This is a genomic window from Bacillus sp. FSL P2-0069, assembly GCF_038593315.1.
Lineage (GTDB): Bacteria > Bacillota > Bacilli > Bacillales > Bacillaceae > Bacillus > Bacillus safensis.
The window spans coordinates 2,390,758-2,416,826 of the sequence record NZ_CP151984.1; the positions used below are offsets into that span (position 1 = coordinate 2,390,758).

A 26,069-nucleotide genomic window follows, 5' to 3' on the forward strand; every position below is an offset into this window, starting at 1 on the left:
CTATTCTGTAGTTAACTAGTTAACGTTATTTCATCCGTCCAAAGATATTAAGTAATATGGTTAGTACGATGCTAATGACAATGCATGTAATGACAGGAAAAAAGAACGTTACATTTCCTTTTTTCACAAAAATATCACCTGGAAGCTTACCAACCAATTGAAATACTAATCCTGCGGCAAAAAGGACACCACCTAAAATCATTAATATTTTAGGGAATTCAGTCACGAATCGGAACCTCCATTTGAAAATGTTCATACGCTTCTCTTGTGACGACCCGTCCTCTTGGTGTTCTTTGCAGGAAACCAATTTGCAGTAAGTACGGTTCGTACACATCTTCAATCGTATGTGATTCTTCTCCAATTGTCGCTGAGATCGTATCAAGCCCAACAGGACCGCCTCTAAATTTTTCGATCATACTTAAAAGCAGCTTATGGTCTATATGATCAAGGCCAAGCCTGTCGACTTGAAGACGCTCTAGGGCATCTTCCGCAATGTCCTGCGTAATGGCATGATTCCCAAGCACCTGCGCAAAATCTCTTACTCTTCTGAGCAAACGATTGGCAACCCTCGGTGTTCCCCGGGAACGTCTCGCAATCTCTTCGGCAGAGCGAATATCGATCCCAATCTCAAACAGCTCGGCTGTTCTTGCCACAATGTGAGCCAAATCTCTTTGCTCATAGTATTCCAATCTTGCATGTACCCCAAACCTATCACGAAGCGGCGCTGTTAACAGCCCGACACGAGTCGTTGCACCTACAAGCGTAAATGGCGGTAAATCAAGCCGTACAGAGCGTGCTGTATCTCCTTTTCCAATAACAATATCTAAACAAAAATCCTCCATTGCCGGGTACAGCACTTCTTCAATTGAGCGCTGCAAGCGGTGAATTTCATCAATAAACAATACATCACCTGGCTCTAGAGATGTTAAGATGGCCGCCAAATCACCAGGACGCTCAATCGCTGGTCCTGACGTTGTACGCAGCTGAACATTCATTTCATTGGCAATGATCGATGCAAGCGTTGTTTTCCCAAGTCCAGGAGGTCCATATAAAAGGACGTGATCAAGCGTTTCCTGCCGCATGCGGGCAGCTTCAATAAATACGCTGAGGTTATCCTTTACTTTTTGCTGACCGATATATTGGCTAAGTGTCTGTGGCCGCAGACTTTGCTCAATGGCTGATTCATGGTTGTCTGCTTCAGTTGAGACGAGCCGTTCATCCATGAGACATCACCCTATTTCAACATTTTTTGTAAAGCTTTTTTCACATATTGATCGGTTGTGAGATTCTTTTCTTCTTTTAATAATGGAAGAACCTTTTTGATTTCACGATCACCGTATCCAAGGACACTTAAGGCTTCAAGCGCTTCATCTAATGCAGTTTGCTGCGTTTCGACCTGAATGTGGTCCTCGTGATTAAATAAGTTGCCAATCATTTCTGGCACCACATCTGCCAGTTTTCCTTTTAGATCCAAAATGATTTGACGTGCTGTTTTTTTGCCCACACCAGGGAATTTAATCAGGAAGGCTTCATCTTCACGTTCTATCGCTGAAATGACAGCGCCAGGATCACCGGAAGCAAGAATCGCGAGTGCACCCTTTGGCCCAATTCCTGTGACATTTAACAGTTTTGTGAACAGCGCTTTTTCTTCTCGTGTTTGAAAACCGTATAACGAAAATGCGTCTTCCTTTATGTAATGATACGTATAAATCGTTTCTTGTTTATTTACTCGATAGATAAACGGGTTTGGGGTATAGACTTGATATCCCACTCCGCCGTTTTCAATGACAACATATTGCGGGCACACATAATCAATGGTCCCTTTTACAAACTCTATCACCGTTTTCACCTCTTTGACTGTTCTTCATTGTAACATAAATCGAAGAGAAAACCGCAATAAAAGTTAACATACGTTCGCTCAGTACATTTTTATGATGAAACCACGAAAAACAGCTTGCGGTCTTCACACCAGCAAGCTGTTACACACTTTAAAACGATATTTCATTTCGATAAGGCTTCATGACTTCAAGCACATGCTCAAATTCATCCTTTGTTCGAAAAGGAATGCCTTGCTCAAGCTGCTTTTCCACATGGCTTTCTAAACGGGACGTATCAATTTGAAAAAAGAGATGAATAGGCTCCGCCCAGCCGTCAGGCCTTCCATGAAACGTAGAAATCACACCGTCCTCTGATAATCCGATATATCCATTTGCTTTACTTAATGGAGAGATATCATCAATTTGCTTTCTAAAAAGGGCAAAATCCTCTTTTTGTTCTACCAGCGTCCAGCCTTTATACTGCGCCCAGAATGTGTCTTTGTCTTCTAATGATGCCCGGTGTCTTTCAATACTCACATCGCCGTCTAGATAGACTTTTTCAAGCTGGACGGTAATAGAGTTTGACTGCTTTTGCAAGTGTTCTTTTCCTTCCATATCCGCAGCGAAAAAAAGCACACTTGTCATGATAAGTCCTGTAACGAAACATTTCATCTTCACTTTCACTATTTACACCTCTTTAGAACATGAGATCGATGCATGACATATGTAGTTTGACCCATTTTTCTAAACATTAACCAAATCGATGAGTCAAATGTATGTTAAGAGTCTTTCGTTGTATCCTTCATTCGTAAATGTTATGTTTTATACAATCCATTGCTTTATCGAATGACACGGTTTTTTCATCATTCGTTTTTCAGCCGCATAAACTGAAACCAAAGAAGGTGAAGTCAATGTCAGATGTCAAAAGATTAGCCGAATCGATTCAGTATCATGAAGAGAAACGTTTTCATAAGCTTGCCTATAAACCGGCAGAGCTTGAACTGTGCGGCAAAGGAAGAAGTGCCTATGTCTTTTTATACAAAAAAGACGGCAAGAAAATGGCACTAAAAGTCTTTTTCCCTTCTTATCAGCATATTGCCCGCAAAGAGGCTGCCATTTACGAAAAACTTTCTGGTTCGTCTTACTACCCTGAGATTTATGAGTCTGGGGATCAGTATATTTTAATGGAATATATTAAAGGCTACACATTCTATGAATGCCTTACAAAAGGAATTCCTATTAAAAAACAAATGATTGAACAAGTCGATGATGCGCTGGAGGAAGCGCGCGAGAAAGGATTGAATCCTTCTGATATTCATCTGCGCAATTTGATCTTAACAAAAGAAGGGCGGATCAGGGTCATTGACGTTGCCAGGTTCACGCAAACGAAAGCATGTCATCAATGGGATGATTTAAAAGCCGCTTATGCCTATTACCAAAAACCTTTTTTCCCTAAAAAAGCACCGCGTCTGTGGCTTGAAGTCATTGCATATTTGTATAAAAAGAACTGGCTGTCCCGCGGGCAGCTTAATAATCGAAATGATTTTTCTGCATAATGAAAGCCGCTCTCTTTTGAGCGGCTCAGATTGTTGACAAAGGGCTAAAATGATCTTGATTTTAGCCCTTTCTTTTCAGCGTGATAGAAAACCTTTGCAGTCTAGGAAGGACGAGTACCGGAGCGGAGCGAATTGGACATTCGTGAGCACCGGCACGCAGAACTGACAACGAATGCGAGGGTTTGTCTACACGCTGAGCCGCTCTCTTTGAGCGGCTTTCTGCGTTATTCTGTTTCTACATGGATACTATTGACGTTTAATAGGTTAATGATTTCATTATTCAGCTTAAACCAATGATTGGCTTCTTCAATTTTTTTATACACATCATAGGTAGCTGGACGTTTGAGCTCGAAATCAAGCACTTCCCCATTGTTCATATGAAATGTTACCTTAAATACTTTCATCATAAGATCACCTTCCACTCTTCTTGTTCGCTGGTCAAATAGATCAGCTCTTTTCATTCATTCTCTATTGAACTCGTTTCCCCTCCTTGTTTCCATTCAAACCCAAGAAGTTTAAATTTTGTTTAAATTCAAACAAACATCTATCTCTCAAATCTGCAAAGAAGTATATTAGTTAAAAAGGAGGCTGCCCTTGATGAAGCAGAAAAAGAAACGAACATCTCCAGAAAGAAAAACAGTCTTTTTTCATTTAACAGATGCCCTCATTCCAAGTGTGGACATGATGGCATATGCAGTAAAGGCATTTTTTCACCTTTTAAGAAAAGCCTTTTCAGCCGTTTGATAAAACCCCGCACAGCATCGTGCGAGGTTCTTTTTTAGGGCTGATAAATTTGACTTCCCTGGCTGACAAACTCCTTCGCCTTCTTTTCCATCTCTCTTTTCACTTCTTCAGATTGATTGCGGATATCATGAGAAATTTTCATACTGCAAAACTTCGGGCCGCACATCGAGCAAAAATGAGCGGTCTTAGCGCCTTCGGCAGGCAATGTTTCATCATGGAAAGCCAAGGCTCTTTCTGGATCAAGTGACAGGTTAAATTGGTCCCGCCACCTAAATTCAAATCTCGCTTTCGATAAAGCATCATCGCGCTTTTGAGCCGCAGGATGTCCTTTTGCTAGATCAGCCGCATGTGCGGCAATTTTATAGGCGATCACGCCTTCTCTCACATCTTCTTTATTCGGCAGACCTAAATGCTCTTTTGGCGTTACATAGCATAGCATGGCTGTGCCGTACCAGCCGATCATGGCCGCACCGATGGCGGATGTAATGTGATCATACCCCGGCGCAATATCTGTTGTAAGAGGCCCTAACGTATAAAATGGGGCTTCCTTGCAAATGTCCATTTGCTTGTCCACATTCTCTTTAATTTTATCCATTGGCACATGGCCGGGCCCTTCAATCATCACCTGCACATCATGTTTCCAAGCGATCTCTGTTAACTCACCTAACGTTTCCAGCTCTGCAAACTGCGCCTCATCATTGGCATCAGCAATCGAGCCTGGTCTAAGTCCATCTCCAAGTGAAAAGGCGATATCATACGTTTTCATAATTTCACAAATATCTTCAAAGTGCGTGTAGAGGAAATTCTCTTGATGATGAGCAAGACACCATCTTGCCATAATCGCACCGCCTCTTGAAACAATTCCGGTCACCCGATCAACTGTAAGCGGAATATATCTTAACAGCACGCCCGCATGAATTGTAAAATAATCTACACCTTGTTCTGCTTGTTCAATTAATGTGTCCCTGTACACGTCCCACGTCAAATCTTCTGCGACTCCATTCACTTTTTCAAGGGCCTGATAGATAGGAACGGTTCCTACTGGAACTGGGCAATTCCGAATGATCCATTCTCTCGTTGTATGAATATCCTTTCCAGTAGACAGATCCATCATTGTATCTGCCCCCCATCTGATCGCCCATGTCATTTTTTCAACCTCTTCATTAATGGATGATGTTACAGCTGAATTGCCAATATTCGCATTGATTTTGACATGAAAATTCCTTCCGATAATCATTGGTTCACTTTCTGGATGGTTAATATTCGAAGGAATAACGGCTCTTCCGCTCGCTACTTCCTCTCTAACAAACTCAGGGCTTAGCTCTTCTCTTATTGCGATAAACTCCATTTCAGGCGTAATGATGCCTTTTTTGGCATAATGCATTTGCGTTACGCGCGCTCCTTGTTTCGCGCGGAGCGGCTTATGATGAAAATCAGTTTGGACAGAATGGAAGGACTCCTTCTCCCTTGACCGATATCCGTTATCTTCCGGTTTTACATGACGCCCTTCATAGCTTTCTGTATCTCCTCTTTCTTCAATCCATGCTGCCCTAAGACGCTTTAATCCTTTTGTGACGTCAATATGAACGTTCTCATCAGTGTATGGTCCACTCGTATCGTATACTCGGACTGGTTCATTTTTTATGTCGCCCGCCTCTGTCACAGTATGTGAGAGCACAATCTCTCTTTTCGGCACTAAGATATCGGGCCTTGATCCTTTCTCATACACCTTTCGGCTTCCGTCAAAGCTGGATAATAATGATTGATTGGATGGGACACTTTTCTTTTCCTTCATTTGCTGTTCTCTCCTTTTCTTCTTGTCACGGACAGGATGGAATCAGCACCAGCAAAAAACCAGGCTCTATTTAAAGAACCTGGTTTCGTCGTCAGAAATAAACATGCATATCATTGATAGGATACATGCATCATCTTCAACTTCCCCACGCTGGTACGAGCCAGATCAGGTCCAAAGGGTTAAGAAGTTTATGCTTCTCTCTCAGCCCATTTACGGGCACCCCTAGTCACTTTTATTGATTTCCACATCAGTGTAGCATAGAGACATCATGAAGAAAAGAAGATTCAGGAAAATAGTTCCTTTCCCCTACAAGCGTTATGGATCATGTTGATATACAGTCTTCTATACATCATCTATCTCTATCATTTCAATCAAATCTGAAATAAACATTGATCCTTTTCTCCTATTATGTATAATAAATCTAAACGGAGAATTTTTATACAATTTATTCAAAGGAAGTTCTAGTCGATTGCAAACATTTCTCACATTTATCGTCGTAGGATTCTCAATTGCTCTGCCTGTTGGAGCAATTACGGTTGAAATGACAAAACAGGGACTGAAAAACGGATTCTTTCATGGTTTAACTGTCGGAGCAGGCGGTATGACCATAGACTTATTACTTATTATGGCTTTATATGCTGGATTTGCTCAGTTTTTATCTTTGCCGTTTGTTCAAATCCCGCTCTGGCTGATCGGAGCTGTATTTTTAATGATTCTCGCATACGATTCCATTAAAAATGCGGATCAAGATATCCATTTAGCAGGAGAAAAGGTCAATAAATCATTCGCAAAAACATATAGGAACGGCTTGCTCGTGGCGGTATCTCCTGGAAATCTTGTGTTCTGGGTTTCTGTTTTTGGTGCTGTACTTGCGGATGCTTATACAAAAACAGATTCATCTGAATTTATGCTGGCTGCCGGCGGTATTTTGGCTGGGATTCTCCTTCATGACATCGGTCTTCTCACACTTGTATCCTTAACAAGAAAAGTGATGAATCGAACGATGATTAAGTGGACATCCATTATTGCTGGTATTTTATTACTAGGGTTTGGCTGTTATTTCTTTTACGAATTTTATATAGGCATCAAGGTTTATTTTTAAGAAAAGGCTAAAGTTCGTGATGAACTTTAGCCTTTTTGATGTCAAACTACCGGGTCATGCCTGTTTGACCTGTTTCAAATTGCGTTCTTCTCATATCTCTAAAGCGTGTGAATGCACCTTCATCTTTTATGACTTGGACTGCTCTTCCATCCGCATAACGAGTTGCTGCTTCTTCTACTTGTGATACGCCTTCTGACGTCAGGCGGCCATCTGATTTAATGGCTATATACACATTCTCATCCGTCACCATGACTTGAGAGTCTGTTACGTGATTCATTTTATTGACGCGGTTGGCAATTTTTCTTGAACGCTGGATGTTCTCTTGTTTATCGTAGCCAGAGAACGACATTTGGTTATGATAGTTCATATCTCCATGACTGTAGCGTCCATCTCCACCTGTGAGAGGCATTCGATCATCAGCTTGAGGACGTGTACGGTAATCAACATTCGTTGTATTTCTACCGTTCATTCCCTCCATGAGTTCAGAAACTGGTCCTTGATGATCTTGGTTGTTGTCTTCCGCTCGTTGATTCGAATGATAACCAACCGGCTGGCCTGATTGATTATGACGTGTATCGACACCTGCGTTATTATTTGCACCACATGCCGTTAAACCAATAGGAAGAAGCACTAATGCGATTGTTTTTTGCCATTTTTGTCTCAAACGAAAAACCCCCTGTACAAATTCAATCTCATGAGCGCGAAACAGGCTCTGTTTTAGCATGTACAGTTAGGAAAAAAATCAAGCTGTCAGTTATAAACAAAAAAAGGAACGATTGAGATCGTTCCTTCTGATTGGTGACAAATGGCTAAAATGTTTTTGATTTTAGCCATTTGTCTTCTTTTCAGCGTAATAGAAAACCTTTGCAGTCTAGGAAGGGCGAGCACCGGAACGGAGCGAATTTGACATTCGTGAGTACCGGCGCGCAGACCTGACACCGAATGCGAGGGTTTGTCTACACGCTGAAAGGAACGAATGAGATCGTTCCTTCTGTCATTAATCTTCTTCTTCTTCCTCCGGCCTTGCAAAAACGGATTGACCTGGATATGGCTGCATGTAAGGCTGAGCTGGATAAGCCCCCATTTGGCCATAAGGAACAGGATTCGGATAATGTCCCGGCCAAGGCTGATGATGCTTCATGCCATCATCGCATCCGCAATCTTCCTTGCCATATGCTGCATTTGAAACGTTTGGAAAAAAGCCTTGATTTGCGTTGGCATTTGCATTGGCGTTTGGATGCGTATGGTGATGCCAGTGATGTCCGTCGTTTGCATGGTGCTCATGATTTTCTCCGTAGTAAGCAGGCGCTTGATACGCAGGATAATAAGGATGAGCCGGGTATGGATATGGCATCATATGATGGTGATAATATGGATGGATAGGATAACATAAGCCTGATCCCGGTAAAATTGGCGATGCCGGCACCATTTGCTGCGGATATGGATACATCGCCGGCATGTAATGACCATGACCATAACCAAAATAAGGATCATATGGTTCATGATGATGATGTTGGTGATGATGCTCGTTATTTTCAGCCATTCCCCCTACCGCTGCCCCTCCCACATTTGGCATTTGCGGGAAGTTAGGAAGGTTCGGATAATTGCCATGCTCCATGTCTTTTCCCTCCTCTTTTTGATGCGGAATATGAATAAACGGATCATACCCCTTTGCCACTTCATCTTTTAGATGACCTTTATTTTCATGATGAAAATGGTCCTTGTGATCTTTATGTTCCTTATTTTCATGATGGACATGACCCTTGTTATCTTTGTGGTCTTTATTTTCATGATGAAAATGATCCTTGTGATCCTTTTTGTCATGAACATGATCTTTCTTCTCATGAACGTGATCTTTTTTTTCATGATGATCTTTTTTGGGAGGAGGTGTGAATGGCTGGTAGAGATTGGTCTGATAATAGTTCACATCCACTTGCGGAAAAACTGGCTGCTCGATTTTTGGCACTGGCGGTACATATGGTACCGGTTCATTTGGCTTTTCCTTCGGTTTCGTATCTTGCACTTGCACGACATCTTTTGGCTTTTCTTTCACATACGGATGTTCTTTCGTTTTTGGCATTTCTTTTGCTTTGTGATGATCTGTTTTTACAGGAACACCACTAGATGGAATTTTAATCTTCATACCCGGCATGATTAAATCAGGATTACTGAGCTGTGAATTTAGTTTTTTCAATTCTTGAAAGTCGACTCCGTATTTCTTTGAAATTTTCCAAAGGGAGTCTCCTTTTTGCACAATATGAATTTTCAACGTTTTCCCCTCCTATGCAAAACGTGAACGTAACGGTTATGTCAGAAGTACAATATGTTTCAACATAAATTTATGCCTATTTACAAGCCGATATGATAAAAACTTGTTTTCTGATAGGAGGGGCTGATTCATTATTTAATGGCGAGCATTTTCTCGAGTGCAAGCAAAGCGTCTTTCGTGATGTCTTCATTGACCTGTATCAACCCGGCCGGCTGACCCTTCTCAATGCTTTCCAGTGACCATAACAAATGAGGCAAATCAATCCGGTTCATAGTCAAACATGGACACATATCTGGGTTAAGAGATTCAATTTGTTTATCTGGGTGCTGCGCTATGATCCGTTTGACTAAATTCATCTCTGTTCCAATCGCCCATTTGCTTCCTGCTGGCGCCTGTTTGATCGTATCAATAATAAATTTCGTTGAACCTGCTAGGTCAGAAGCCCTTACGACCTCATGCGTGCATTCAGGATGGACAAGAATTTGAATGTCACGGTCTTTTTTTCTCATGTCTTCTATATTCCGAACGGTAAACTTCTCATGTACGGAGCAATGGCCTTTCCATAAAATCATCTTGATCCGGGAAAGCGGCTGATCGGTGATGAGCTTTTCTTCTATCTGATCCCACACAGCCATTTCTTCTAGCGGAATACCTAAATCAAAAGCCGTATTACGTCCTAGGTGCTGATCAGGGAGAAACAGAATCCGCTCTTTTTGTGTCAGCGCCCACTCGAGTACTTTTTTAGCATTTGATGAAGTCACTGTTGCCCCGCCATGTTTGCCGACAAATGCTTTAATGTCTGCTGTTGAATTGACATACGTAAGCGGAAGTATTGTCTCCCCAAACAAATCAGTGAGCTGCTCCCATGCTCTGTCTGTTTGTTTCATATTTGCCATATCTGCCATGGAACAGCCTGCCCTCATATCTGGCAATACGACGCTCTGATTCTTGTTTGACAGCATATCTGCCGTTTCTGCCATAAAATGAACACCGCAGAATACAATGTATTCAGCCTCATGATTGTCAGCCGCTATTTGTGCCAGCTGCAATGAATCTCCTGTTGCATCTGCAAATTCAATGACCTCATCCTTTTGATAATGGTGGCCTGGTATAAAAAGCTTTGAGCCAAAAGCCCGCTTAATGTCTAACACTCGCTGCTTCATCTCATCATCAGAGCGGTGTTTATATTCATCTGGCATCATGACTGCATGTTGATTGGCTAATACATTAAGCATGGACATGAGTTGTTCCCCCTTTATGACTGAATTCCATATTCATACTAAAATCAAATGCTGGAGCAGAATGTGTCAGAAAGCCAAGTGAAATAAGGTCGACTCCTGTGCCCCTGTAGCTTGGCAATGTCTCTAGCGTGATGCCTCCTGAAGCCTCTGTCAGAATGGACTCTGGTGTCATTTGTTTAAAACGTTTTACTTCGTCTGGAGAGCAGTTATCAAACATAATGACATCCGCTTTTGCATCAATGGCTTCTATAAGCTGCGTTTCTGATTCAATTTCCACTTCAATTTTCACCATATGACCGGCATATGCTCTTGCTTTCTCTACAGCTTCACGGATAGAACCGCATGCCGCAATATGATTATCTTTAATCATCACCCCATCCGATAAGCCAAAGCGATGATTCTTTCCACCGCCTGTCTTCACTGCGTATTTCTCTAACATACGCAGGCCGGGTGTCGTTTTTCTCGTATCACAAATCGTAATAGACGGGTCAGCTAATCTGCGGACCGCCTCATGTGTTAAGGTGGCGATACCTGTCATTCGCTGCAAAAGATTTAAAATGACTCTCTCTCCCTTTAATAAGTCGTTGACTGGGCCCTTTATTTTCGCCAGTACAGCGCCTGAATGAATCCAATCACCTTCTTGAAAATACAGCTCCGTTTGAATCTGTTCATTCAACAGGCGGTACCCTAGATCAATCACTTGTGATCCTGCCAATACACCAGATTGTTTCGCAATGATAAAAGCTGTTCCCTTCTTGTCCCCAAAGATGGCATCTGCTGATACATCTCCAAAGCCAATATCTTCTGTGAAAAAATGAGTGAGCATTTGTTTTAACTGTAAACGTTCCATTTGGCACCGATCCTTTCATTTTCCATAATATGAATGTGACCTTTTTCATGAACAATCTGCCTGCCCTGCCACAATGCATCGCTCCGCTCTGGATAATCCATTCGATAATGGCCGCCTCTGCTTTCTGTACGGAGTAATGCAGATTTGGCAAGGCAAACCGCTAATGCCCATTGATTGCTTAATTCGATCTGTTCATTTGTGATATCCTTCACATTAATTTGCTGAAAAGTGACATGCTGCAACGAATGAAGCAAAGTCTGCAAGCCTTTTTCATCTCTCACAATGGCCGCAAATGTAGTCATCCATTGTCTCAGCTGAGTTGTTGAAATCATTGGAACCATCCATATTTCTTGAATGGAAAAAGGTGGACTTGTTTCTTTCTGTTTAGGCAGTTGTTCAATTCTCTGTGCCGCTTTGCTGCCTAACACGAGACCTTCCAGAAGAGAATTACTCGCCAATCGATTCGCACCGTGTAAGCCAGTACAGGCCGCTTCTCCAATGGCAAATAGCGCTGGAACAGTCGTTTCTCCATATTCATTGACGCTGATGCCGCCCATTAAAAAGTGCATACCGGGGGAAATTGGCAGCCTGCCGCTTTCCATATCGACGCCTGCACGCTGGCACATCTGAGCTATGGCTGGAAAACGAGCTGAAAAATGCGGGATATCATGGATGTTAAGATACAATTGATGACCTAATTGCTGCTCATGAAAAATAGCTCTAGCGACCACATCTCTAGGTGCTAAATCAGCTTGTGGGTGAATACCTTTCATGATCCGCCTGCCTGTTTCATCTTCTAAATAAGCTCCCTCTCCCCGTACTGCCTCTGAAATGAGGCCAACTGCTTTTCCAGCGATTGTTAAAAGAGTTGGATGGAATTGAACAAATTCGAGATCCACTAATTGTGCCCCGGCTCGATAGGCCATCATCAGTCCGTCTCCTGTGATAGAAGGATCATTTGTGTTTGTCTCATATAGGGAGCCGCAGCCGCCAGTTGATAAAACAACGGCATCTGCGGTCATCGTATGTACGTGTCCTGTCTCGTCTTTCCATACAACACCCGTACATGTCCCTTCATGAATCAATAGATCAATGACATGATGATATTCGTATAAGTGAATATGTGAGCCGAGCTGACTTTTCAGAAACTGTACAAGGGTTTTACCTGATTGATCTCCTCCTGCATGCAAGATGCGATGTGTGGTATGTGCTCCCTCTTTGCCTAATTGCGGCTCTCCTGCCTCATCTTGATCAAATGGACAGCCTTCTGCTACGAGCTGCTCCACAAGGTGTTTTCCAAGTCTCACGATTTCTTGTACCGTTCTTTCATCATTGTGATCACAGCCGGCAGCTAGTGTATCTTGCACATGCTGCTCAGCTGAATCATTTGCTGAAAAGGCAGCAGCGATTCCTCCTTGAGCCAGCATGGAATTACTAGATGAACATTGTTTTTTTGTCATCATGATGACCTGGCAGCTTTTCGAAATGGTTTTTGCAAAGGAAAGCGCTGCAATACCTGATCCCACCACAATGACTTTTTTGATTGATGACACCATCGCCCCTCCTGTCATTTACACCTGTCTTGACACATATCATTACACAACACTAAAATAAATACAAGAAAAAATTTTCACACGGGAGATGGATGGGTTGGTTTATTTAGATTACGCAGCTTCTACACCTGTTTCAGAGGAAGCGCTGCATGTTTTTGAACAGCTAAGCAAAAATTTTTACGGAAACGCAAGCAGCCTTCATGATGCTGGGGGAAAAGCAAATGACATATTGACTTACAGCAGACAATCACTCGCTGCCATGATCGAGGGTGAACCGGATGGGATCTATTTTACAAGTGGTGGAACTGAATCCAATCTCCTTGCAATTCAATCGATCATCAATGGACTGCCAGCACATCAACAGCATGTCATCACAACTTCAGTTGAGCATCCTTCTGTTCATTATGCAGTTAGCAGCTTAGAGCGTTTTGGCGTAAAAGTCACGATCATTGAACCAAATCAGGATGGAATCATAACACAGGACATTCTCAAAAAAGCATTATTGCCTGAAACAGGACTAGTATCTATTCAGCATGCTAATTCAGAAACAGGAATTATCCAGCCGCTTGCTGAATTAGCGCCTCTTTTAAAAGAAAGGAACATTCTTTTTCATACAGATGCTGTGCAAACATTTGGAAAGATTCGTGTGTCCATCAAAGAACTTGGAGTCGATGCTGTGTCCATCTCAAGTCATAAAGTGTATGCTCCTAAAGGCGCTGGTGCCGTTTATATGGGCGCTCATGTTCCTTGGAAACCTTTATATACAGGAGCAGTTCAGGAAAATGGCTTACGTCCAGGGACAGTAAACGTTCCATGTATCGGTGCTTTTGCTGCTGCAAGTGAACAAGCGATGCTTAGGCTGGATGAACAGCAAAAATTAGATAAGCAGCTGCGTGATTATTTTCTTCAGCAGTTAAAAATAAGACAGCTGCCAGTTCGTACACTTCAGGACATTGACAATCGCCGCACGCTTCCTCATATTATTGGTTGTTTTTTTGAAGGGTTTGAAGGACAATATGTAATGTTAGCATGTAACCGGCATGGGATTTGTCTATCTACTGGAAGCGCATGTGCTTCCGGTTATCACCATCCTTCCCCTGCTGTGAAGGCATTGCGTGTATCAGATCGTGATGCCCTACAATTTATTCGACTATCATTTGGATATCAGTCATCAAAAGATGACATCGATCAGCTTTTGCATACATTTGAGCATTTGCAAAAGGAGAAGAAGGGAGCTTAGGACGTGGAGCAAGAGAGGAAACTCATTGGCGAAGAAAGAAGAAACGCCATTTTAGAGTGGCTGAAAGAAACAGACACACCGCTTACTGGAAGCTTTTTAGCTAAAAAGGCGGCTGTCTCTCGGCAAGTCATTGTACAAGATATTTCATTATTAAAAGCAAAAAACGAACCCATTATTGCCACAAGCCAAGGCTATGTGTATATGGCAGCGCAGCATGCGCCAGAAAGAGAAATTGAACAAATCATCGCCTGCAAACATGATCCTGCCCGTACAGAAGAGGAACTGACCTTGATTGTAGACTTTGGAGTGACGGTGAAAGATGTGATCATTGAGCACCCTGTTTATGGTGAACTAACGGCCTCTATTCGCGTCAGCACACGGAAACAAGTCGCTGATTTTGTCCATCATATTTCTAACACCGGCGCGTCCTACTTGTCAGAACTAACAGACGGCGTGCACCTGCATACTCTCACTGCTTACAGCCAAAAACAGCTTGACCAAGCCATTCAAGCGCTGGATGATGCTGGGTTTTTAATAAAAGACTAAAAAAATAGTGTCCTGCACGGGACACTATTTTTCATTCGTTAATTCATATGTTTGATAGCTGCCAAGCAGCTTGACCTCACAGCCAATCGCTTCTAATTCTTGAATCGCACCAGGGACGAGGACATCATCCATCTCTTTTTCAATGTCAATAATAAATAAATAATGTCCAAGACCTGTTTTTGTCGGACGAGATTCAATTTTTGACAAGTTAAGATTCCGCCAAGAAAAAGCAGACAGCACGCGGTGCAATGCGCCTGATTGGTCATCCTTAGGCAGACTGACCACAATGGTCGTTTTTGGCTTTGATGAGAAACCAGAATTCATTGGGAACGATGCGTTAGGATCTTTATGTAAAATCACAAAGCGTGTATGGTTGTGCGGATAATCATGAATGTCTTTTTTTGCAATCGTCAAACCATACGTTTTTGCGGCAATTTCATTGGCAATAGCCCCGACAGCTTCATCTGGATGCTCACTGATGTATTTTGCTGCATAGCCTGTTGATTCCACTGGCCGATGAGGAATATGAGGGTACTGCTTTTTCAGAAATTGATGACACTGGGCAATCGCGTGAGGATGCGATTGAATGACATCTAACGTCTCCCAGCTCTCCGCTCTTGATGGGTGGACAAGCAAATGCTGCCGAATTGGTGCTGTCATCTCCCCCACAATGGACAGCGCTTCTTCATGAATTAAATAATCAATCGTTAAGTTCACAGAGCCTTCGAGTGCATTTTCAAGTGGAACGACCGCCAAATCGACTTCGCCTTTTGACACAGCATCCATACATTGCGGAATTGTTGCATAGGCACGCTGCACCGCATCTTTTGGAAAACAAGAGCATACGGCCAAATGAGTAAATGTTGCCTCTGGTCCAAAATAACCTACAGTTAATTGCTTCATCTGCTATGATCTCTCCTTTTACGCCCCAGAACCTAGAATTTCGACTTTTTCGACAAATTCAAGCTTTCTTAATTGATTCATGACAGTGTTGATATCATCTGCCATACCAGCTGTACTAATTGATAAGGTGACATTCGCTCTTCCTTGCAGCGGAATCGTTTGGTGAATGGATAACACATTACAGCCAGAGTCAGCCACAATTTGAAGCAGTCTTGATAAAGCTCCAGACCGATCCTCAAGGTGGAAAAACAATGTGATGATCTGCTCTTTCACCATTGTATAAAATGGAAAAACAGCATCTCGATATTTATAAAAAGCACTGCGGCTTAAATCCGCTTTTTGAACAGCATCGGCAACTGAATCCGCTTTTTTGCGATCGAGAAGCTTTTTGACTTCAAGCGTTTTTCGCATCGCATCTGGAAGTACATCCTCTCTTACTAAATAGAACGTTTCTTCTTTCACCTGTTTTCTCCCCTTTTAAAAACGGGAGAGCCCATGGTCTGGACCCTCCTTTTGATCAATCAATAAATTCGAATTCAAATTCAAGCAGACGAATGATGTCGCCATCTTTTGCTCCGCGCTCACGCAAGGCATCATCGACACCCATTCCGCGCAGCTGTCTAGAGAATCGTTTAACAGATTCATCTCTTGAGAAGTCTGTCATCTTAAAGAGCCGCTCAAGTGCTTTACCCGTTAAGACAAATGTGCCATCAGGATCTCTAGAGATCTCAAATGGTGCATCGCCTTCATCAAACCTGTACATCACGCGGTTATCCGACAGCTCCTCTTCATTATAGAGCGGGAATTCCGGTGTTGTTTCAAGCTGATTGGCGATTTCAAATAAGAGCTCACGAAGCCCTTCTCTTGTGATCGCACTAATCGGGAACACTTTATAGTCATCCGTTAATTTTTCCTTAAATGCCTCTAGATTGTCAGCTGCATCTGGCATGTCCATTTTGTTCGCAACAATGATTTGCGGACGCTCTGTCAATCTCATATTGTACTGCTCAAGCTCTTCATTAATCGTCACGTAGTCTTCGTATGGGTCACGTCCTTCAAGTCCAGACATATCAATGACATGGACAATGACACGTGTACGCTCAATATGACGTAAAAATTGATGACCTAAGCCAACGCCTTCGTGCGCTCCTTCGATCAGTCCTGGCAGATCCGCCATAACAAAGCTTCGGTTATCGTCTGTTTCAACAACCCCGAGGTTCGGTACAAGCGTTGTAAAATGGTAATCCGCAATTTTTGGTTTCGCAGAAGAGACAATCGAAAGCAGCGTTGACTTCCCGACACTTGGGAAACCAACAAGTCCAACATCTGCAAGTACTTTTAATTCTAAAATGACGTCACGTTCTTTACCTGGCTCACCGTTTTCAGACAGCTGTGGTGCAGGGTTTGCTGGTGTTGCGAAGCGTGAATTCCCACGTCCGCCACGTCCGCCTTTGGCAATTACAGCCCGCTGCCCATGCTCTGTCAAGTCAGCTAGTACTTGTTCCGTCTCTGCATCTGTCACAACCGTACCCGGCGGAACTTTGACAATCATTTCTTCCGCATTTCGGCCATGCTGGTTTTTACTCATTCCGTGCTCGCCGCGGTCAGCCTTGAAATGGCGCTTATAACGAAAGTCCATTAACGTTCTGAGTCCTTCGTCTACTTCAAATACAACATCTGCACCATTTCCGCCGTCGCCGCCTGCTGGGCCGCCCTTTGGTACATATTTTTCACGACGGAACGCCACCATACCGTTTCCGCCGTCACCGCCTTTAACATACACTTTAACCTGATCTACAAACATAACTTCCTCCGTTTCTCTGCATCACATATCTCGTTCTTGCCTCAAACAAAGCTCAATCATGGACTCATGAGGCGTCACATGAAATTGCGTTATACTCATACATGGATAGTTTGCGTCATGAAACGCATTTAACGCATCCAAACTTGTTAATTTTCCTTTGAAATCAAAATATAAGATCACATCATTTTCTTCATGATCTGTTTGGAACGTGACCGTTAAATGATTTTCAGTTTTTTGGCAAACTGATTGATCGAATATCGAAAACAACTCCTGTGATACCGTTAGCAGCTGCGATTCATATGCTGATAAGTCTCGGGTTTCACCAAGCACTTCATATTCTAAGGTGATAAAATGCGACTCCCAATTAAATGTTAGAAAGTAATAGGCCAATTGGGGAATTTTTAAATTTGAGAGTTTGGATTCATGCTGTGCTTCAATGACCATTTCTTCTATAATTTCAAACACGCGGTCATATTTTTCTAATGTCAAGTTGCCTTTGATCAGCTGTAATTTATTCATCCAGTCGTGTCTTGAACGACTGAGCAGATAGATCAATTCATTTGTTAATGCAACGTGAGTTAATTTTTCATTTTCTTTACTTGGTATCTCTTCCATTATCGCACTCCCAATCGTTTGGTCTCTCTTTTAGGAGTCTTATCATCAATATGTCTCCCTGAATTATAACAGAGAAGACAGCATAGAAAAACACTAGTTATGTGAGGAAAGGTTGTTTTTTCTGATCGTATAGGAGAAAATGAGGCAAAGTCAGCAAACGTTCTTTGATATTTATGGAGTGCATCTTCTTTTATCATCTTCGGTACTGCTTGTAAAAAGTGAAAAAAACTCCAGTCAATGACCGGAGTTTTTAGCAATTATTGTGCCGCAGGATATACGCTCACTTTTTTACGGTCACGACCGAAACGTTCGAATTTAACTGTTCCGTCGATTTTAGCGAAAAGAGTGTCGTCGCCTCCGCGTCCAACGTTTTCACCTGGATAGATTTTCGTTCCACGTTGACGATAAAGGATAGAACCACCAGTTACGAATTGACCATCAGCACGTTTAGCGCCTAAACGTTTAGACTCAGAGTCACGTCCGTTCTTTGTAGAACCTACCCCTTTTTTAGATGCGAAAAATTGAAGATCTAATCTAAGCATGAAGTTCACCTCCTATTTTTTTGTTGATATTCTCACATAATCGTGATAATCTCGTTCAATTGTCTCTAAGGAAACGACCATGCCTTCTAAAAGCAGCTGGGCTTTTTCAAAGGATACTGGATCTGTATCAGCTGGCAGTTCAAAAGAGAAGTAGCCGCCTTCTTCACCAATATCAAGCAGTGGGTCCAATCCTGTCAGTGCAATAATTGAATTGACTGAGCCGAAAACAACAGCAGATACACCTGCACAAACGAGATCCTGACCTTTTTCAGCAAACTCGGCATGTCCAGTCATCTGAAAAGACGTAATGCTTTCATCTGCTGAAGACCGAGTAATGGTTGCTTTGATCATATCACTCACACGCCTTAAGCGTTGATTTTTTCGATAACAACTTTAGTGTAAGGTTGACGATGACCTTGTTTCTTGTGGTTGTTTTTCTTCGGTTTGTACTTGAACACAGTAATTTTCTTACCGCGACCTTGTTTTTCAACTTTAGCCGTTACTGTTGCTCCAGCAACTGAAGGGTTACCCACTTTGACAGTGTCTCCGCCGACAAACAATACGTTTTCGAAAGTTACTGTTTCACCTGCTTCAGCAGCTAGTTTTTCAACATAAACAGTTTGACCTTCTTCAACTTTTACTTGTTTACCACCAGTTTCGATAATTGCGTACATCTCTGCACCTCCTAATAAACTCAGACTCGCCGAATACAGGGGGCCATAGGCACTTTACACCTGCTCCGCGCGGTTGTAGCACGGGTGCTACATATCCATAACATTAAAAAATATATCAAACTAGACGCAGAATGTCAATGTATTTTCACTATTAGTACGGTAAAAGAAGCTCTTCCATTGAGGAGGTGGTTCTGCGATCTGAAAAATACGCATGGAGCAGTTCATTTTCATCAAGCTGGCTCATCTTCACGCCATCTCTTTCAATAATAATCGGATGTTTGCAGCCCCTTTGAAATCGTGCCATCACTTCGTATACTTTTTCCTCTGCACTTGCTCTCAGCGGAATTAGCTTTTCTACCTTTTGCTCTTTTTTACCGTAATACCGTTCTAGTAAAAAGCGAACCCTGACGTAATGCCGCTGCCTGTGCTCCATCACGAGTGAATAAGCTAAAAAAGTGAGCAGCACCCAGCCATTGAATTGCAGCGGTGCAAACAAAAGTAACCCTCCTGTCAATAGACCGAAAAAGACAAGTGAGCCTTTTATTGCTAGGGCATGTGCACGTTGGAAAGGGTAAAAAACGGATAAGAGCAAAAAGAATAATTTTCCGCCATCAAGCGGCCAAACGGGCAAAAGATTCACAAGAAAAATCGCCATATTATAAAAGGTAAACATCGTAAAGACGTCATGCGAAATAAGAGAAGCCTCCATGAAAAGCCATGCCATGAGCTGGAGCGGTACATGCTGAAGCGGCCCGCACAAAATGACCGCCAGCTCTTCTTTTAACGGACGGTTCCCATGTTCCTCTACTTCCACCGTTCCGCCAAATGGCAGTAAAAAAATCCGCCGAATGCGCCAATGATAATAGCAGGCAGCCGCTGCATGTCCAAGTTCATGGACACAGACGATGATAAGCAGACAAAGCAGCGGCTTAATTTGGCCTGACAGAACCGCAAACGCCATCACAATCCACAGCAGCGGATGGATATGAATTTTCGTCAGCATGAGCAGCCATCTATTCAAAGGTCATCACCTGAATAGGATCGATAAATTGTTCATTTTGCTTAATGGCAAAGTAATACGTGCCCTTCCCTTGATCATCAAGCGAAATCTGGCCAATTTTTTCACCCTTATCGACAAAATCGTATAAGGCCACATCCGCTTTCTTTAATTGACCGTACCAGCTATAGCTGTTATCTGCATGCTGCACCACCACGGTAAGCCCTGTATCGCTTTTCTTTTTCACCTCAACCACATAGCCTTCCTTCATACTATCTATGGCTTCAGCGGATGTCTCCACTTTGACACCTGCTCCATTTTGCGTAAAGGATTCCTGCACTTTACCAGAGGCAGGAACAGCCAGTTCTTGATTCGCTTGTACGTCCTTTTGGCCATCTTTTTTCTCTGTTAAAAAGGCCAGCGGATGTCCAACTGTTTTTTCAAACCAGCGGTTAACAGCAGCAAATTGAAAATCTTGCTCAAAGGTCTGAGTAATCATCGGCTTCAGCTGCTGAAACGGACCTGTCTGACCTTTAAATGAAATGGCTGCAATCAACACAAGGGACGCTGATAATAAGCATTTAAGCACAAAGGTATTCGGGTTAAATAAGGGATGACGATATTTCTTTGACTGATGGGACGCCGGTTCATAGGAGGTCGAGCCAGAATGCTTTTCTTCCTCTGTCAGCATAACCCATGGCGGGATATCTTCTTTTTTCTTGAAAGCCGTCTTCTTAGGGAGAGCAGCTGGCTGCATCGTTTTGCGGCGCTGCGCGATTTTCTTTCGGTACTCGTCCACTCTTTTCATGAGATCACCCTTTACATACAAACAGTTTGTACATTTTATGTGACAACCCCATCTGATATGCAACAAAAAGACCGATTCACATCGAATCGGTCTCAGCGTGCAGAGAAACCCTCGCATTCAGTGTCGGTCTGCGCTCCGGTGCTCACGAATGTCAAATTCGCTTCGCAAAGGCAGCCGCCTTTCCTGACTGCAAAGGTTTTCTATCACGGTTCAGTGATTATGCTCTTACACCAAAGAATGCTTTCAGCTTTGCAAACATTCCCTTGTTTTCTTCTTCAAAAGATTGAAGCGGTACTGATTCGCCTAGTACGCGGCGGGCAATATTGCGATAGGCAATCGATACTTTGTTTTTAGCATCCATGACAATCGGTTCACCATTGTTTGAAGCCTTAATCACATCATCATCATCTGCTACGATGCCAAGTAGATCAATCGATAAGTGATGTACCACTTCATCTACATCCATTGAATCGCCATTTTTCGCCATGTGTGTACGAATACGGTTGACAATCAAACGAGGCGGTTCGATATCTTCTTGTTCTAACAAACCGATGATTCGGTCCGCATCTCTCACAGCTGAGATTTCAGGCGTCGTCACGACAATAGCCTTGTCTGCACCGGATACAGCATTTTTAAAGCCTTGCTCAATTCCAGCAGGGCAGTCAATGACAACATAATCAAAGTCTTGTTTCAATGATTGAATTAATTCTTTGATCTGTTCCGGCTCTACAGCCGTTTTATCGCTTGTTTGAGCAGCAGGTAAAAGATACAAAAGATCCTCGAAACGCTTATCTTTTACAAGCGCTTGGTGAATTTTGCATCTTCCTTCTACTACATCGACTAGATCATAAATAATGCGGTTTTCTAGCCCCATCACGACATCCAGATTCCGAAGGCCGATATCGGTATCAACTAGACACACTTTTTTCCCTTGAATTGCTAGTGCTGTGCCTAAGTTTGCAGATGTTGTTGTTTTGCCAACGCCGCCTTTTCCTGAGGTAATCACAATAGCCTCGCCCAATTTCACATTCCTCCCTCAAGCCTTGTCAGATTAGGTCTTATATGAGCCAATTGCTGCAGGCGTTCAATGATCATATTGCCATCTATATCTAAATAAGCACATTCCATTTCATTTCCATCTTCTTTTTGATCTGGTGCACGGTTAATAACTTGTGCGATGCGAAGCTGTGTTGGAATCATATGTGATGCCGCAATAACAGCCTGTTTGTTGCCATTACATCCAGCATGCGCCACACCTTTTAATGCGCCAAGCACAAAAATATTTCCCCCTGCGCGAATCGTTCCGCCAGGATTGACATCTCCTATTAATAAAAGATCTCCTTCGACATACAGCACCTGTCCAGAGCGTACAATTTTTGCTACAGAAGTAATTTCAGCCTCTGCTTTTAATCGTCTCGCCTCTTCAGTTGACATGACGTCACTTTCAATGGAGTGGATAACGAGATGTTCATTTTCAGACACCGCTTCGGTCAAACGTGTCTCCTGATCCTCTGTTAAATAACGAAAACCAAGCTTAATATGCACATTGACTTTATGTCCTTCTCTTCCATCTGTATATTGCTCAAGTAACAGAACCTCTCGCAAGCCAGAAAGAAGGTCATCAAACGAACAGTCATCATTTAACTGTAATGTTAATCCGTTTTTTGTGCCTTTTATCGTCACATATTGCTGTTTTTGAGTTTTCAAGATGCTCACCTCAACAACATACTCATTTCGCCGTAATTGGACAAACTCCTGCTTTTATTCGTCGATCAGTTCTTGTTTCACATGGGTGAAAAAGAGCCTTAGCGGCACAACAAGTATGAGAGACGCAGCAGTATTTAAAAGAATCGTTGGAATAAAACGTTCGATGACATACGTATTAAACGGCATAATCCCTGGTTGAATTGTCGCTTGAACGCCGTATACATAAAACTCCATCACGGAAACAGCAATAATCGACAGAAAGACGACAACTAACATATTCGTTTGCAGAACTTTAAAGGCTTTTGCTAACAAATAGCAAAGCGCCCCAAAGCCAAACATATGAACACCAAGTATACCTGTATATGAAATATCATATAAAAGTCCAAAGATAAACCCGTAAATCACACCATATTTTTGATTCACAAAAGCAGTCATAAATACAAGTGCGAGTAAAATGAAATGAGGAGCTAAAATTTGATTCTCTGAAACAAATGGGAGCTTCACTAAATCAACAAAAATGCTGTCAAATACGAAGATAAACAACATGACGAAAGCAAGAAGGACACGTTTCACGAGCCTTCCTCCTTCGTCAATTCAGATGCATCTGCTGTACTTGTGCTGCGATTCACCACAATCACGCGGTCTAAATTGTTGAGTTCAGCCGCTGGTTCTACGTAAATGATCTTTGTCAGGCCGTAATGGTCTGGCTCAATTTCACTCACCTTACCAATCGTTAAGCCTTGCGGGAATACGCCCCCTGCTCCAGATGTTTCAACAAGATCTCCTTTTTTGACATCCCCATCTGCATCGGATTTCAGAATATTCATAGTCAGCATTTTTTTCTTGCTGTCATAACCGTTAATGATTCCATTGAGTTCTTCTTTGCCCTTTTTCGCAAAAATTTTCGTTGAAATTCTATTATTTTGGTCAGTAGAGCTTAGCAACCTTACAGTCGAAGTAAAATTGTTGAGCTTATCACTTTCAATTTTCCCAATTAACGCACCACTCTCATTTGTGACCGCCATATCTTTGTCCACGCCTTGTTTTTTCCCTTTATCAATCATCACAAAGCTATCCCAAAGAGATGGGTTTCTTGCGATAACAGTTGAGAGAATTGGCGTGTAGTCACGAATAGAGTTCACATAGCCAAGCTGTTTGCGAAGCTTTTTGTTCTCATCTTCTAGTTCTTGAAGTTTCGCCTCATATTGGGTTTGTCCATCAAGTTTTTTTCGAAGACGCTCGTTTTCATCATATGTGTTCTTTAAATCTTGTACGTTCCCATAAATACCGGCAATAAATTGTGATGGTTTATGAAAGACACCTTGAAAAAAGCCTGTCGTATCCCCCACTAATTTTTCCGGCCATGAAGCACCTCTGCCGCTTTTCACTGAAAAACCAATCATGGCCACCAGTACGATGACACAGACAAGGAGCAACATTAATCTTTTATTCATAAAAAACTGCGGCATGTCTTACACCTCTTTAATTACGACCGATTATCGATTATCTTTTGATTTTCCTTTGAACAAATGAATATGTTCTAGTGCTTTCCCTGTTCCGATTGCCACACAGTCAAGCGGGTCTTCTGCAATAATGACTGGCATTTTCGTTTCATCACTAATGACTTTGTCAAGATTACGAAGCAATGCACCGCCTCCTGTTAAAACAATTCCGCGGTCCATAATATCTGCTGCCAGCTCAGGCGGGGTTTTTTCAAGAGTCATTTTCACTGCATCGACAATTGTTTCCACCGTATCGCGAAGCGCTTTTGCAATCTCTTCTGCCGTAATAGAGATTGTTTTTGGCAGACCTGTTAAAAGGTCACGGCCGCGAATGTCCATCTCATCATGTACATCAGGCTGCGCAGAACCGATTTCCATTTTAATCGCTTCTGACGTACGATCACCGATCATTAGGTTATACGTTTTACGGATGTAGCTGCTGATTGCATCATCCATTTCATCTCCTGCCACGCGGATTGATTGTGATGTCACAATGCCGCCAAGAGAAATAATCGCTACCTCTGTTGTACCGCCGCCAATGTCCACAACCATACTTCCTGTTGGCTCCCATACAGGCAGGTTAGCACCAATTGCCGCAGCAAATGGCTCTTCAATCGGGTATGCGTCACGTGCCCCAGCTTGTCTTGTTGCATCAATGACTGCACGCTCTTCTACAGCTGTAATACCAGATGGTACACATACCATGACGTAAGGTTTACGAGCAAAAAGCCCTTTGCCTTTTAATGCTTGATTAATGTAATATTTCATCATTGTTGCTGTCGTCTCGTAATCTGCAATGACTCCGTCTTTCATTGGGCGTAATGCCACAACATTACCAGGTGTACGGCCAATCATGTTTCTAGCATCATTTCCGACTGCCACTATAGACTTCGTATCAGTTTCCAAGGCTACGACCGAAGGTTCTCTCACAACAATGCCTTTTCCTTTAATAAAAACAAGCGTATTCGCTGTTCCAAGATCTATTCCAAGGTCTTTTGTACCAATTCCAAACATATGTATGTATCTTCCTTTCTTAAACCAAAATTCCCTTAGGGAAAAACTCATAAACTCTATTATATCGTAAAACATTGAAAAAAAAAGTGTTACAAATACCCTTTTTCCTTTAAACTCACAAATTTTTGATCACCTATGACAAGATGATCAAGCAGCTGTATTCCAATCAGCTTTCCACATTCAAAAAGTCGCTGTGTGACTTCAATATCTTCCCTGCTCGGCGTCGGGTCTCCAGATGGATGGTTGTGCACACATATAAATGAAGCAGCCGAACGTTTAAACGCCTCTTTGAAAATTTCACGCGGGTGAACGATGGATGAGTTCAAACTTCCAATAAACACAGTATGTTTATGAAGAACTTGATTTTTTGAATTGAGATAAAGACAAACGAAATTCTCCTGTTGTAAAAACCTCATATCTTCCATCACATATTTTGCCCCATCCTCTGGTGTGCGGATCACATAGCGGTTGTCCGTCGTTTGATGGTGTAATCTAGTGCCGAGTTCTAAAGCAGCTAATAGAGAGACCGCCTTCGCCTTTCCAACTCCTCGAATCTTCGACATTTCTTCAATTGAGGCTTCTCTTACAGAGCGAAGACCGCCAAATGTTTGCAGAAGTCTTGCAGAAATTTGGAGAACTGATTCCTTTTTTGTGCCTGTCCTTAAAAGAATCGCAACAAGTTCATGGTTTGACAGACTGCCGGGACCATATTTCATAAATCGTTCTCTCGGCTTTTCATCTTGAGGAAAATGCTTTAGCAACATAGGGAAATCGTTCATGATGCCCACTC

The 26,069-nt window shown here is 42.4% G+C and carries 31 protein-coding genes, 1 riboswitch and 1 other annotated feature; of the genes, 5 read left to right on the forward strand and 26 right to left on the reverse strand.

The features are described from left to right. Nucleotides 1–25 precede the first annotated feature (25 nt). The 4 genes from NSQ34_RS12250 to NSQ34_RS12265 form a co-directional block, all read right to left on the reverse strand. Nucleotides 26–226, reverse strand: coding sequence for a DUF2905 domain-containing protein (locus tag NSQ34_RS12250; protein ID WP_012010741.1), 201 nt, complete (start codon nucleotides 224–226; stop codon nucleotides 26–28). Then, complete coding sequence (gene ruvB / locus NSQ34_RS12255) at nucleotides 219–1,223, reverse strand: Holliday junction branch migration DNA helicase RuvB (protein WP_024423143.1); 1,005 nt, start codon at nucleotides 1,221–1,223, stop codon at nucleotides 219–221. The genes NSQ34_RS12250 and ruvB overlap by 8 nt, the downstream gene beginning before the upstream one ends. 11 nt (nucleotides 1,224–1,234) lie before the next feature. Next, a complete protein-coding gene (gene ruvA / locus NSQ34_RS12260) occupies nucleotides 1,235–1,840 on the reverse strand; it encodes a Holliday junction branch migration protein RuvA (RefSeq protein ID WP_024423144.1) in 606 nt (201 codons plus the stop codon). A gap of 148 nt (nucleotides 1,841–1,988) precedes the next feature. Continuing rightward, nucleotides 1,989–2,489 carry an intercompartmental signaling factor BofC gene (locus NSQ34_RS12265; protein WP_073979823.1) on the reverse strand — a complete coding sequence of 167 codons (501 nt, stop codon included), beginning with the start codon at nucleotides 2,487–2,489 and terminating at the stop codon, nucleotides 1,989–1,991. A 239-nt stretch (nucleotides 2,490–2,728) separates the two neighbouring features. Here NSQ34_RS12265 and NSQ34_RS12270 point away from each other — a divergent pair, with 239 nt between their 5' ends. Continuing rightward, on the forward strand, nucleotides 2,729–3,373 hold the full coding sequence (locus tag NSQ34_RS12270) for a serine/threonine protein kinase (protein ID WP_034279877.1): 645 nt from the start codon (nucleotides 2,729–2,731) through the stop codon (nucleotides 3,371–3,373). Nucleotides 3,374–3,597: 224 nt separating this feature from the next. Here NSQ34_RS12270 and NSQ34_RS12275 read toward each other — a convergent pair whose 3' ends face one another. Continuing rightward, nucleotides 3,598–3,780, reverse strand: coding sequence for a hypothetical protein (locus NSQ34_RS12275; protein ID WP_008342761.1), 183 nt, complete (start codon nucleotides 3,778–3,780; stop codon nucleotides 3,598–3,600). Nucleotides 3,781–3,970: 190 nt separating this feature from the next. Here NSQ34_RS12275 and NSQ34_RS12280 point away from each other — a divergent pair, with 190 nt between their 5' ends. Further along, a complete protein-coding gene (locus NSQ34_RS12280; protein ID WP_164512168.1) occupies nucleotides 3,971–4,117 on the forward strand; it encodes a hypothetical protein in 147 nt (48 codons plus the stop codon). Between the two features lie 34 nt (nucleotides 4,118–4,151). Here the strand turns inward: NSQ34_RS12280 and thiC are convergent, their stop codons facing one another. Further along, nucleotides 4,152–5,912: a phosphomethylpyrimidine synthase ThiC gene (thiC, locus tag NSQ34_RS12285; protein WP_056767991.1), complete on the reverse strand. Its 1,761-nt coding sequence runs from the start codon at nucleotides 5,910–5,912 to the stop codon at nucleotides 4,152–4,154. 125 nt (nucleotides 5,913–6,037) lie between these two features. Continuing rightward, nucleotides 6,038–6,146, reverse strand: a riboswitch (TPP riboswitch). A 235-nt stretch (nucleotides 6,147–6,381) separates the two neighbouring features. Here thiC and NSQ34_RS12290 point away from each other — a divergent pair. Continuing rightward, complete coding sequence (locus NSQ34_RS12290; protein ID WP_056767994.1) at nucleotides 6,382–7,014, forward strand: LysE family transporter; 633 nt, start codon at nucleotides 6,382–6,384, stop codon at nucleotides 7,012–7,014. A gap of 46 nt (nucleotides 7,015–7,060) precedes the next feature. Here NSQ34_RS12290 and NSQ34_RS12295 read toward each other — a convergent pair whose 3' ends face one another. The 5 genes from NSQ34_RS12295 to nadB all read right to left on the reverse strand — a co-directional run bounded on the left by NSQ34_RS12295 (nucleotide 7,061) and on the right by nadB (nucleotide 12,930). After that, a complete protein-coding gene (locus NSQ34_RS12295) occupies nucleotides 7,061–7,678 on the reverse strand; it encodes a YhcN/YlaJ family sporulation lipoprotein (protein WP_185853727.1) in 618 nt (205 codons plus the stop codon). A gap of 333 nt (nucleotides 7,679–8,011) precedes the next feature. Beyond that, nucleotides 8,012–9,283, reverse strand: a complete 1,272-nt coding sequence (gene safA, locus NSQ34_RS12300) for a SafA/ExsA family spore coat assembly protein (RefSeq protein ID WP_185853728.1) — start codon at nucleotides 9,281–9,283, stop codon at nucleotides 8,012–8,014. Between the two features lie 131 nt (nucleotides 9,284–9,414). Then, nucleotides 9,415–10,524, reverse strand: coding sequence for a quinolinate synthase NadA (gene nadA, locus NSQ34_RS12305; protein WP_268456558.1), 1,110 nt, complete (start codon nucleotides 10,522–10,524; stop codon nucleotides 9,415–9,417). Next, entirely contained in the window at nucleotides 10,511–11,374 is an 864-nt protein-coding gene (gene nadC, locus NSQ34_RS12310; protein ID WP_034621107.1) for a carboxylating nicotinate-nucleotide diphosphorylase, read from the reverse strand. Before nadC ends, nadA begins: the two co-directional genes overlap by 14 nt. Next, nucleotides 11,356–12,930 (reverse strand): L-aspartate oxidase, encoded by a 1,575-nt coding sequence (gene nadB / locus NSQ34_RS12315; RefSeq protein ID WP_268456560.1) that lies wholly within the window; start codon nucleotides 12,928–12,930, stop codon nucleotides 11,356–11,358. The genes nadC and nadB overlap by 19 nt, the downstream gene beginning before the upstream one ends. An 85-nt stretch (nucleotides 12,931–13,015) precedes the next feature. On the opposite strand from nadB, the gene NSQ34_RS12320 reads away from it, so the two are divergent. Then, nucleotides 13,016–14,167 (forward strand): IscS subfamily cysteine desulfurase, encoded by a 1,152-nt coding sequence (locus tag NSQ34_RS12320; RefSeq protein ID WP_282102149.1) that lies wholly within the window; start codon nucleotides 13,016–13,018, stop codon nucleotides 14,165–14,167. Between the two features lie 3 nt (nucleotides 14,168–14,170). Beyond that, the gene (locus NSQ34_RS12325) at nucleotides 14,171–14,713 is read left to right on the forward strand and encodes a transcription repressor NadR (protein ID WP_247721574.1); all 543 of its coding nucleotides are present in this window, start codon (nucleotides 14,171–14,173) and stop codon (nucleotides 14,711–14,713) included. Nucleotides 14,714–14,737: 24 nt separating this feature from the next. On the opposite strand, the gene pheA is transcribed toward NSQ34_RS12325, so the two are convergent. The 15 genes from pheA to radC form a co-directional block, all read right to left on the reverse strand. After that, nucleotides 14,738–15,616 carry a prephenate dehydratase gene (gene pheA, locus NSQ34_RS12330; protein WP_024423155.1) on the reverse strand — a complete coding sequence of 293 codons (879 nt, stop codon included), beginning with the start codon at nucleotides 15,614–15,616 and terminating at the stop codon, nucleotides 14,738–14,740. Between the two features lie 18 nt (nucleotides 15,617–15,634). Beyond that, nucleotides 15,635–16,078, reverse strand: coding sequence for an ACT domain-containing protein (locus NSQ34_RS12335; RefSeq protein WP_008342790.1), 444 nt, complete (start codon nucleotides 16,076–16,078; stop codon nucleotides 15,635–15,637). Nucleotides 16,079–16,133: 55 nt separating this feature from the next. Continuing rightward, on the reverse strand, nucleotides 16,134–17,420 hold the full coding sequence (gene obgE, locus NSQ34_RS12340) for a GTPase ObgE (protein WP_024423156.1): 1,287 nt from the start codon (nucleotides 17,418–17,420) through the stop codon (nucleotides 16,134–16,136). A 21-nt stretch (nucleotides 17,421–17,441) separates the two neighbouring features. Then, a complete protein-coding gene (locus NSQ34_RS12345) occupies nucleotides 17,442–18,035 on the reverse strand; it encodes a sporulation initiation phosphotransferase B (RefSeq protein WP_024423157.1) in 594 nt (197 codons plus the stop codon). A 257-nt stretch (nucleotides 18,036–18,292) separates the two neighbouring features. Beyond that, nucleotides 18,293–18,577, reverse strand: coding sequence for a 50S ribosomal protein L27 (gene rpmA / locus NSQ34_RS12350; protein WP_003216586.1), 285 nt, complete (start codon nucleotides 18,575–18,577; stop codon nucleotides 18,293–18,295). A gap of 12 nt (nucleotides 18,578–18,589) precedes the next feature. Next, complete coding sequence (locus tag NSQ34_RS12355; RefSeq protein ID WP_034279847.1) at nucleotides 18,590–18,928, reverse strand: ribosomal-processing cysteine protease Prp; 339 nt, start codon at nucleotides 18,926–18,928, stop codon at nucleotides 18,590–18,592. Between the two features lie 14 nt (nucleotides 18,929–18,942). Next, nucleotides 18,943–19,251 carry a 50S ribosomal protein L21 gene (rplU, locus tag NSQ34_RS12360; RefSeq protein ID WP_003216781.1) on the reverse strand — a complete coding sequence of 103 codons (309 nt, stop codon included), beginning with the start codon at nucleotides 19,249–19,251 and terminating at the stop codon, nucleotides 18,943–18,945. A 12-nt stretch (nucleotides 19,252–19,263) separates the two neighbouring features. Further along, nucleotides 19,264–19,336, reverse strand: a sequence feature (ribosomal protein L21 leader region). A 66-nt stretch (nucleotides 19,337–19,402) separates the two neighbouring features. Then, entirely contained in the window at nucleotides 19,403–20,272 is an 870-nt protein-coding gene (locus NSQ34_RS12365) for a M50 family metallopeptidase (RefSeq protein ID WP_034279844.1), read from the reverse strand. Beyond that, on the reverse strand, nucleotides 20,265–21,056 hold the full coding sequence (locus NSQ34_RS12370) for a M23 family metallopeptidase (RefSeq protein WP_326254164.1): 792 nt from the start codon (nucleotides 21,054–21,056) through the stop codon (nucleotides 20,265–20,267). Before NSQ34_RS12370 ends, NSQ34_RS12365 begins: the two co-directional genes overlap by 8 nt. 217 nt (nucleotides 21,057–21,273) lie before the next feature. Then, nucleotides 21,274–22,077, reverse strand: coding sequence for a septum site-determining protein MinD (minD, locus tag NSQ34_RS12375; RefSeq protein WP_017358134.1), 804 nt, complete (start codon nucleotides 22,075–22,077; stop codon nucleotides 21,274–21,276). A 2-nt stretch (nucleotides 22,078–22,079) separates the two neighbouring features. After that, complete coding sequence (gene minC / locus NSQ34_RS12380) at nucleotides 22,080–22,763, reverse strand: septum site-determining protein MinC (protein ID WP_046311942.1); 684 nt, start codon at nucleotides 22,761–22,763, stop codon at nucleotides 22,080–22,082. A gap of 54 nt (nucleotides 22,764–22,817) precedes the next feature. Continuing rightward, on the reverse strand, nucleotides 22,818–23,336 hold the full coding sequence (gene mreD, locus NSQ34_RS12385) for a rod shape-determining protein MreD (RefSeq protein ID WP_061109422.1): 519 nt from the start codon (nucleotides 23,334–23,336) through the stop codon (nucleotides 22,818–22,820). Then, on the reverse strand, nucleotides 23,333–24,232 hold the full coding sequence (gene mreC / locus NSQ34_RS12390; RefSeq protein WP_048239013.1) for a rod shape-determining protein MreC: 900 nt from the start codon (nucleotides 24,230–24,232) through the stop codon (nucleotides 23,333–23,335). Before mreC ends, mreD begins: the two co-directional genes overlap by 4 nt. Nucleotides 24,233–24,259: 27 nt before the next feature. Continuing rightward, nucleotides 24,260–25,279, reverse strand: coding sequence for a rod shape-determining protein (locus NSQ34_RS12395; RefSeq protein WP_007501538.1), 1,020 nt, complete (start codon nucleotides 25,277–25,279; stop codon nucleotides 24,260–24,262). A gap of 89 nt (nucleotides 25,280–25,368) precedes the next feature. Then, a complete protein-coding gene (gene radC, locus NSQ34_RS12400) occupies nucleotides 25,369–26,043 on the reverse strand; it encodes a DNA repair protein RadC (protein ID WP_034280738.1) in 675 nt (224 codons plus the stop codon). Between the last annotated feature and the right edge of the window lie 26 nt (nucleotides 26,044–26,069).

Coding starts and splice junctions, on each gene's coding strand:
- ruvB (WP_024423143.1), bottom strand. CDS start 1,223: ATGGATGAACGGCTCGTCTCAACTGAAGCAGACAACCATGAATCAGCC.
- NSQ34_RS12265 (WP_073979823.1), bottom strand. CDS start 2,489: ATGAAATGTTTCGTTACAGGACTTATCATGACAAGTGTGCTTTTTTTC.
- NSQ34_RS12270 (WP_034279877.1), top strand. CDS start 2,729: ATGTCAGATGTCAAAAGATTAGCCGAATCGATTCAGTATCATGAAGAG.
- NSQ34_RS12275 (WP_008342761.1), bottom strand. CDS start 3,780: ATGATGAAAGTATTTAAGGTAACATTTCATATGAACAATGGGGAAGTG.
- NSQ34_RS12280 (WP_164512168.1), top strand. CDS start 3,971: ATGAAGCAGAAAAAGAAACGAACATCTCCAGAAAGAAAAACAGTCTTT.
- thiC (WP_056767991.1), bottom strand. CDS start 5,912: ATGAAGGAAAAGAAAAGTGTCCCATCCAATCAATCATTATTATCCAGC.
- nadA (WP_268456558.1), bottom strand. CDS start 10,524: ATGTCCATGCTTAATGTATTAGCCAATCAACATGCAGTCATGATGCCA.
- nadC (WP_034621107.1), bottom strand. CDS start 11,374: ATGGAACGTTTACAGTTAAAACAAATGCTCACTCATTTTTTCACAGAA.
- nadB (WP_268456560.1), bottom strand. CDS start 12,930: ATGGTGTCATCAATCAAAAAAGTCATTGTGGTGGGATCAGGTATTGCA.
- NSQ34_RS12320 (WP_282102149.1), top strand. CDS start 13,016: ATGGATGGGTTGGTTTATTTAGATTACGCAGCTTCTACACCTGTTTCA.
- pheA (WP_024423155.1), bottom strand. CDS start 15,616: ATGAAGCAATTAACTGTAGGTTATTTTGGACCAGAGGCAACATTTACT.
- obgE (WP_024423156.1), bottom strand. CDS start 17,420: ATGTTTGTAGATCAGGTTAAAGTGTATGTTAAAGGCGGTGACGGCGGA.
- NSQ34_RS12345 (WP_024423157.1), bottom strand. CDS start 18,035: ATGGAAGAGATACCAAGTAAAGAAAATGAAAAATTAACTCACGTTGCA.
- rpmA (WP_003216586.1), bottom strand. CDS start 18,577: ATGCTTAGATTAGATCTTCAATTTTTCGCATCTAAAAAAGGGGTAGGT.
- NSQ34_RS12355 (WP_034279847.1), bottom strand. CDS start 18,928: ATGATCAAAGCAACCATTACTCGGTCTTCAGCAGATGAAAGCATTACG.
- rplU (WP_003216781.1), bottom strand. CDS start 19,251: ATGTACGCAATTATCGAAACTGGTGGTAAACAAGTAAAAGTTGAAGAA.
- NSQ34_RS12370 (WP_326254164.1), bottom strand. CDS start 21,056: ATGAAAAGAGTGGACGAGTACCGAAAGAAAATCGCGCAGCGCCGCAAA.
- mreC (WP_048239013.1), bottom strand. CDS start 24,232: ATGCCGCAGTTTTTTATGAATAAAAGATTAATGTTGCTCCTTGTCTGT.
- NSQ34_RS12395 (WP_007501538.1), bottom strand. CDS start 25,279: ATGTTTGGAATTGGTACAAAAGACCTTGGAATAGATCTTGGAACAGCG.
- radC (WP_034280738.1), bottom strand. CDS start 26,043: ATGTTGCTAAAGCATTTTCCTCAAGATGAAAAGCCGAGAGAACGATTT.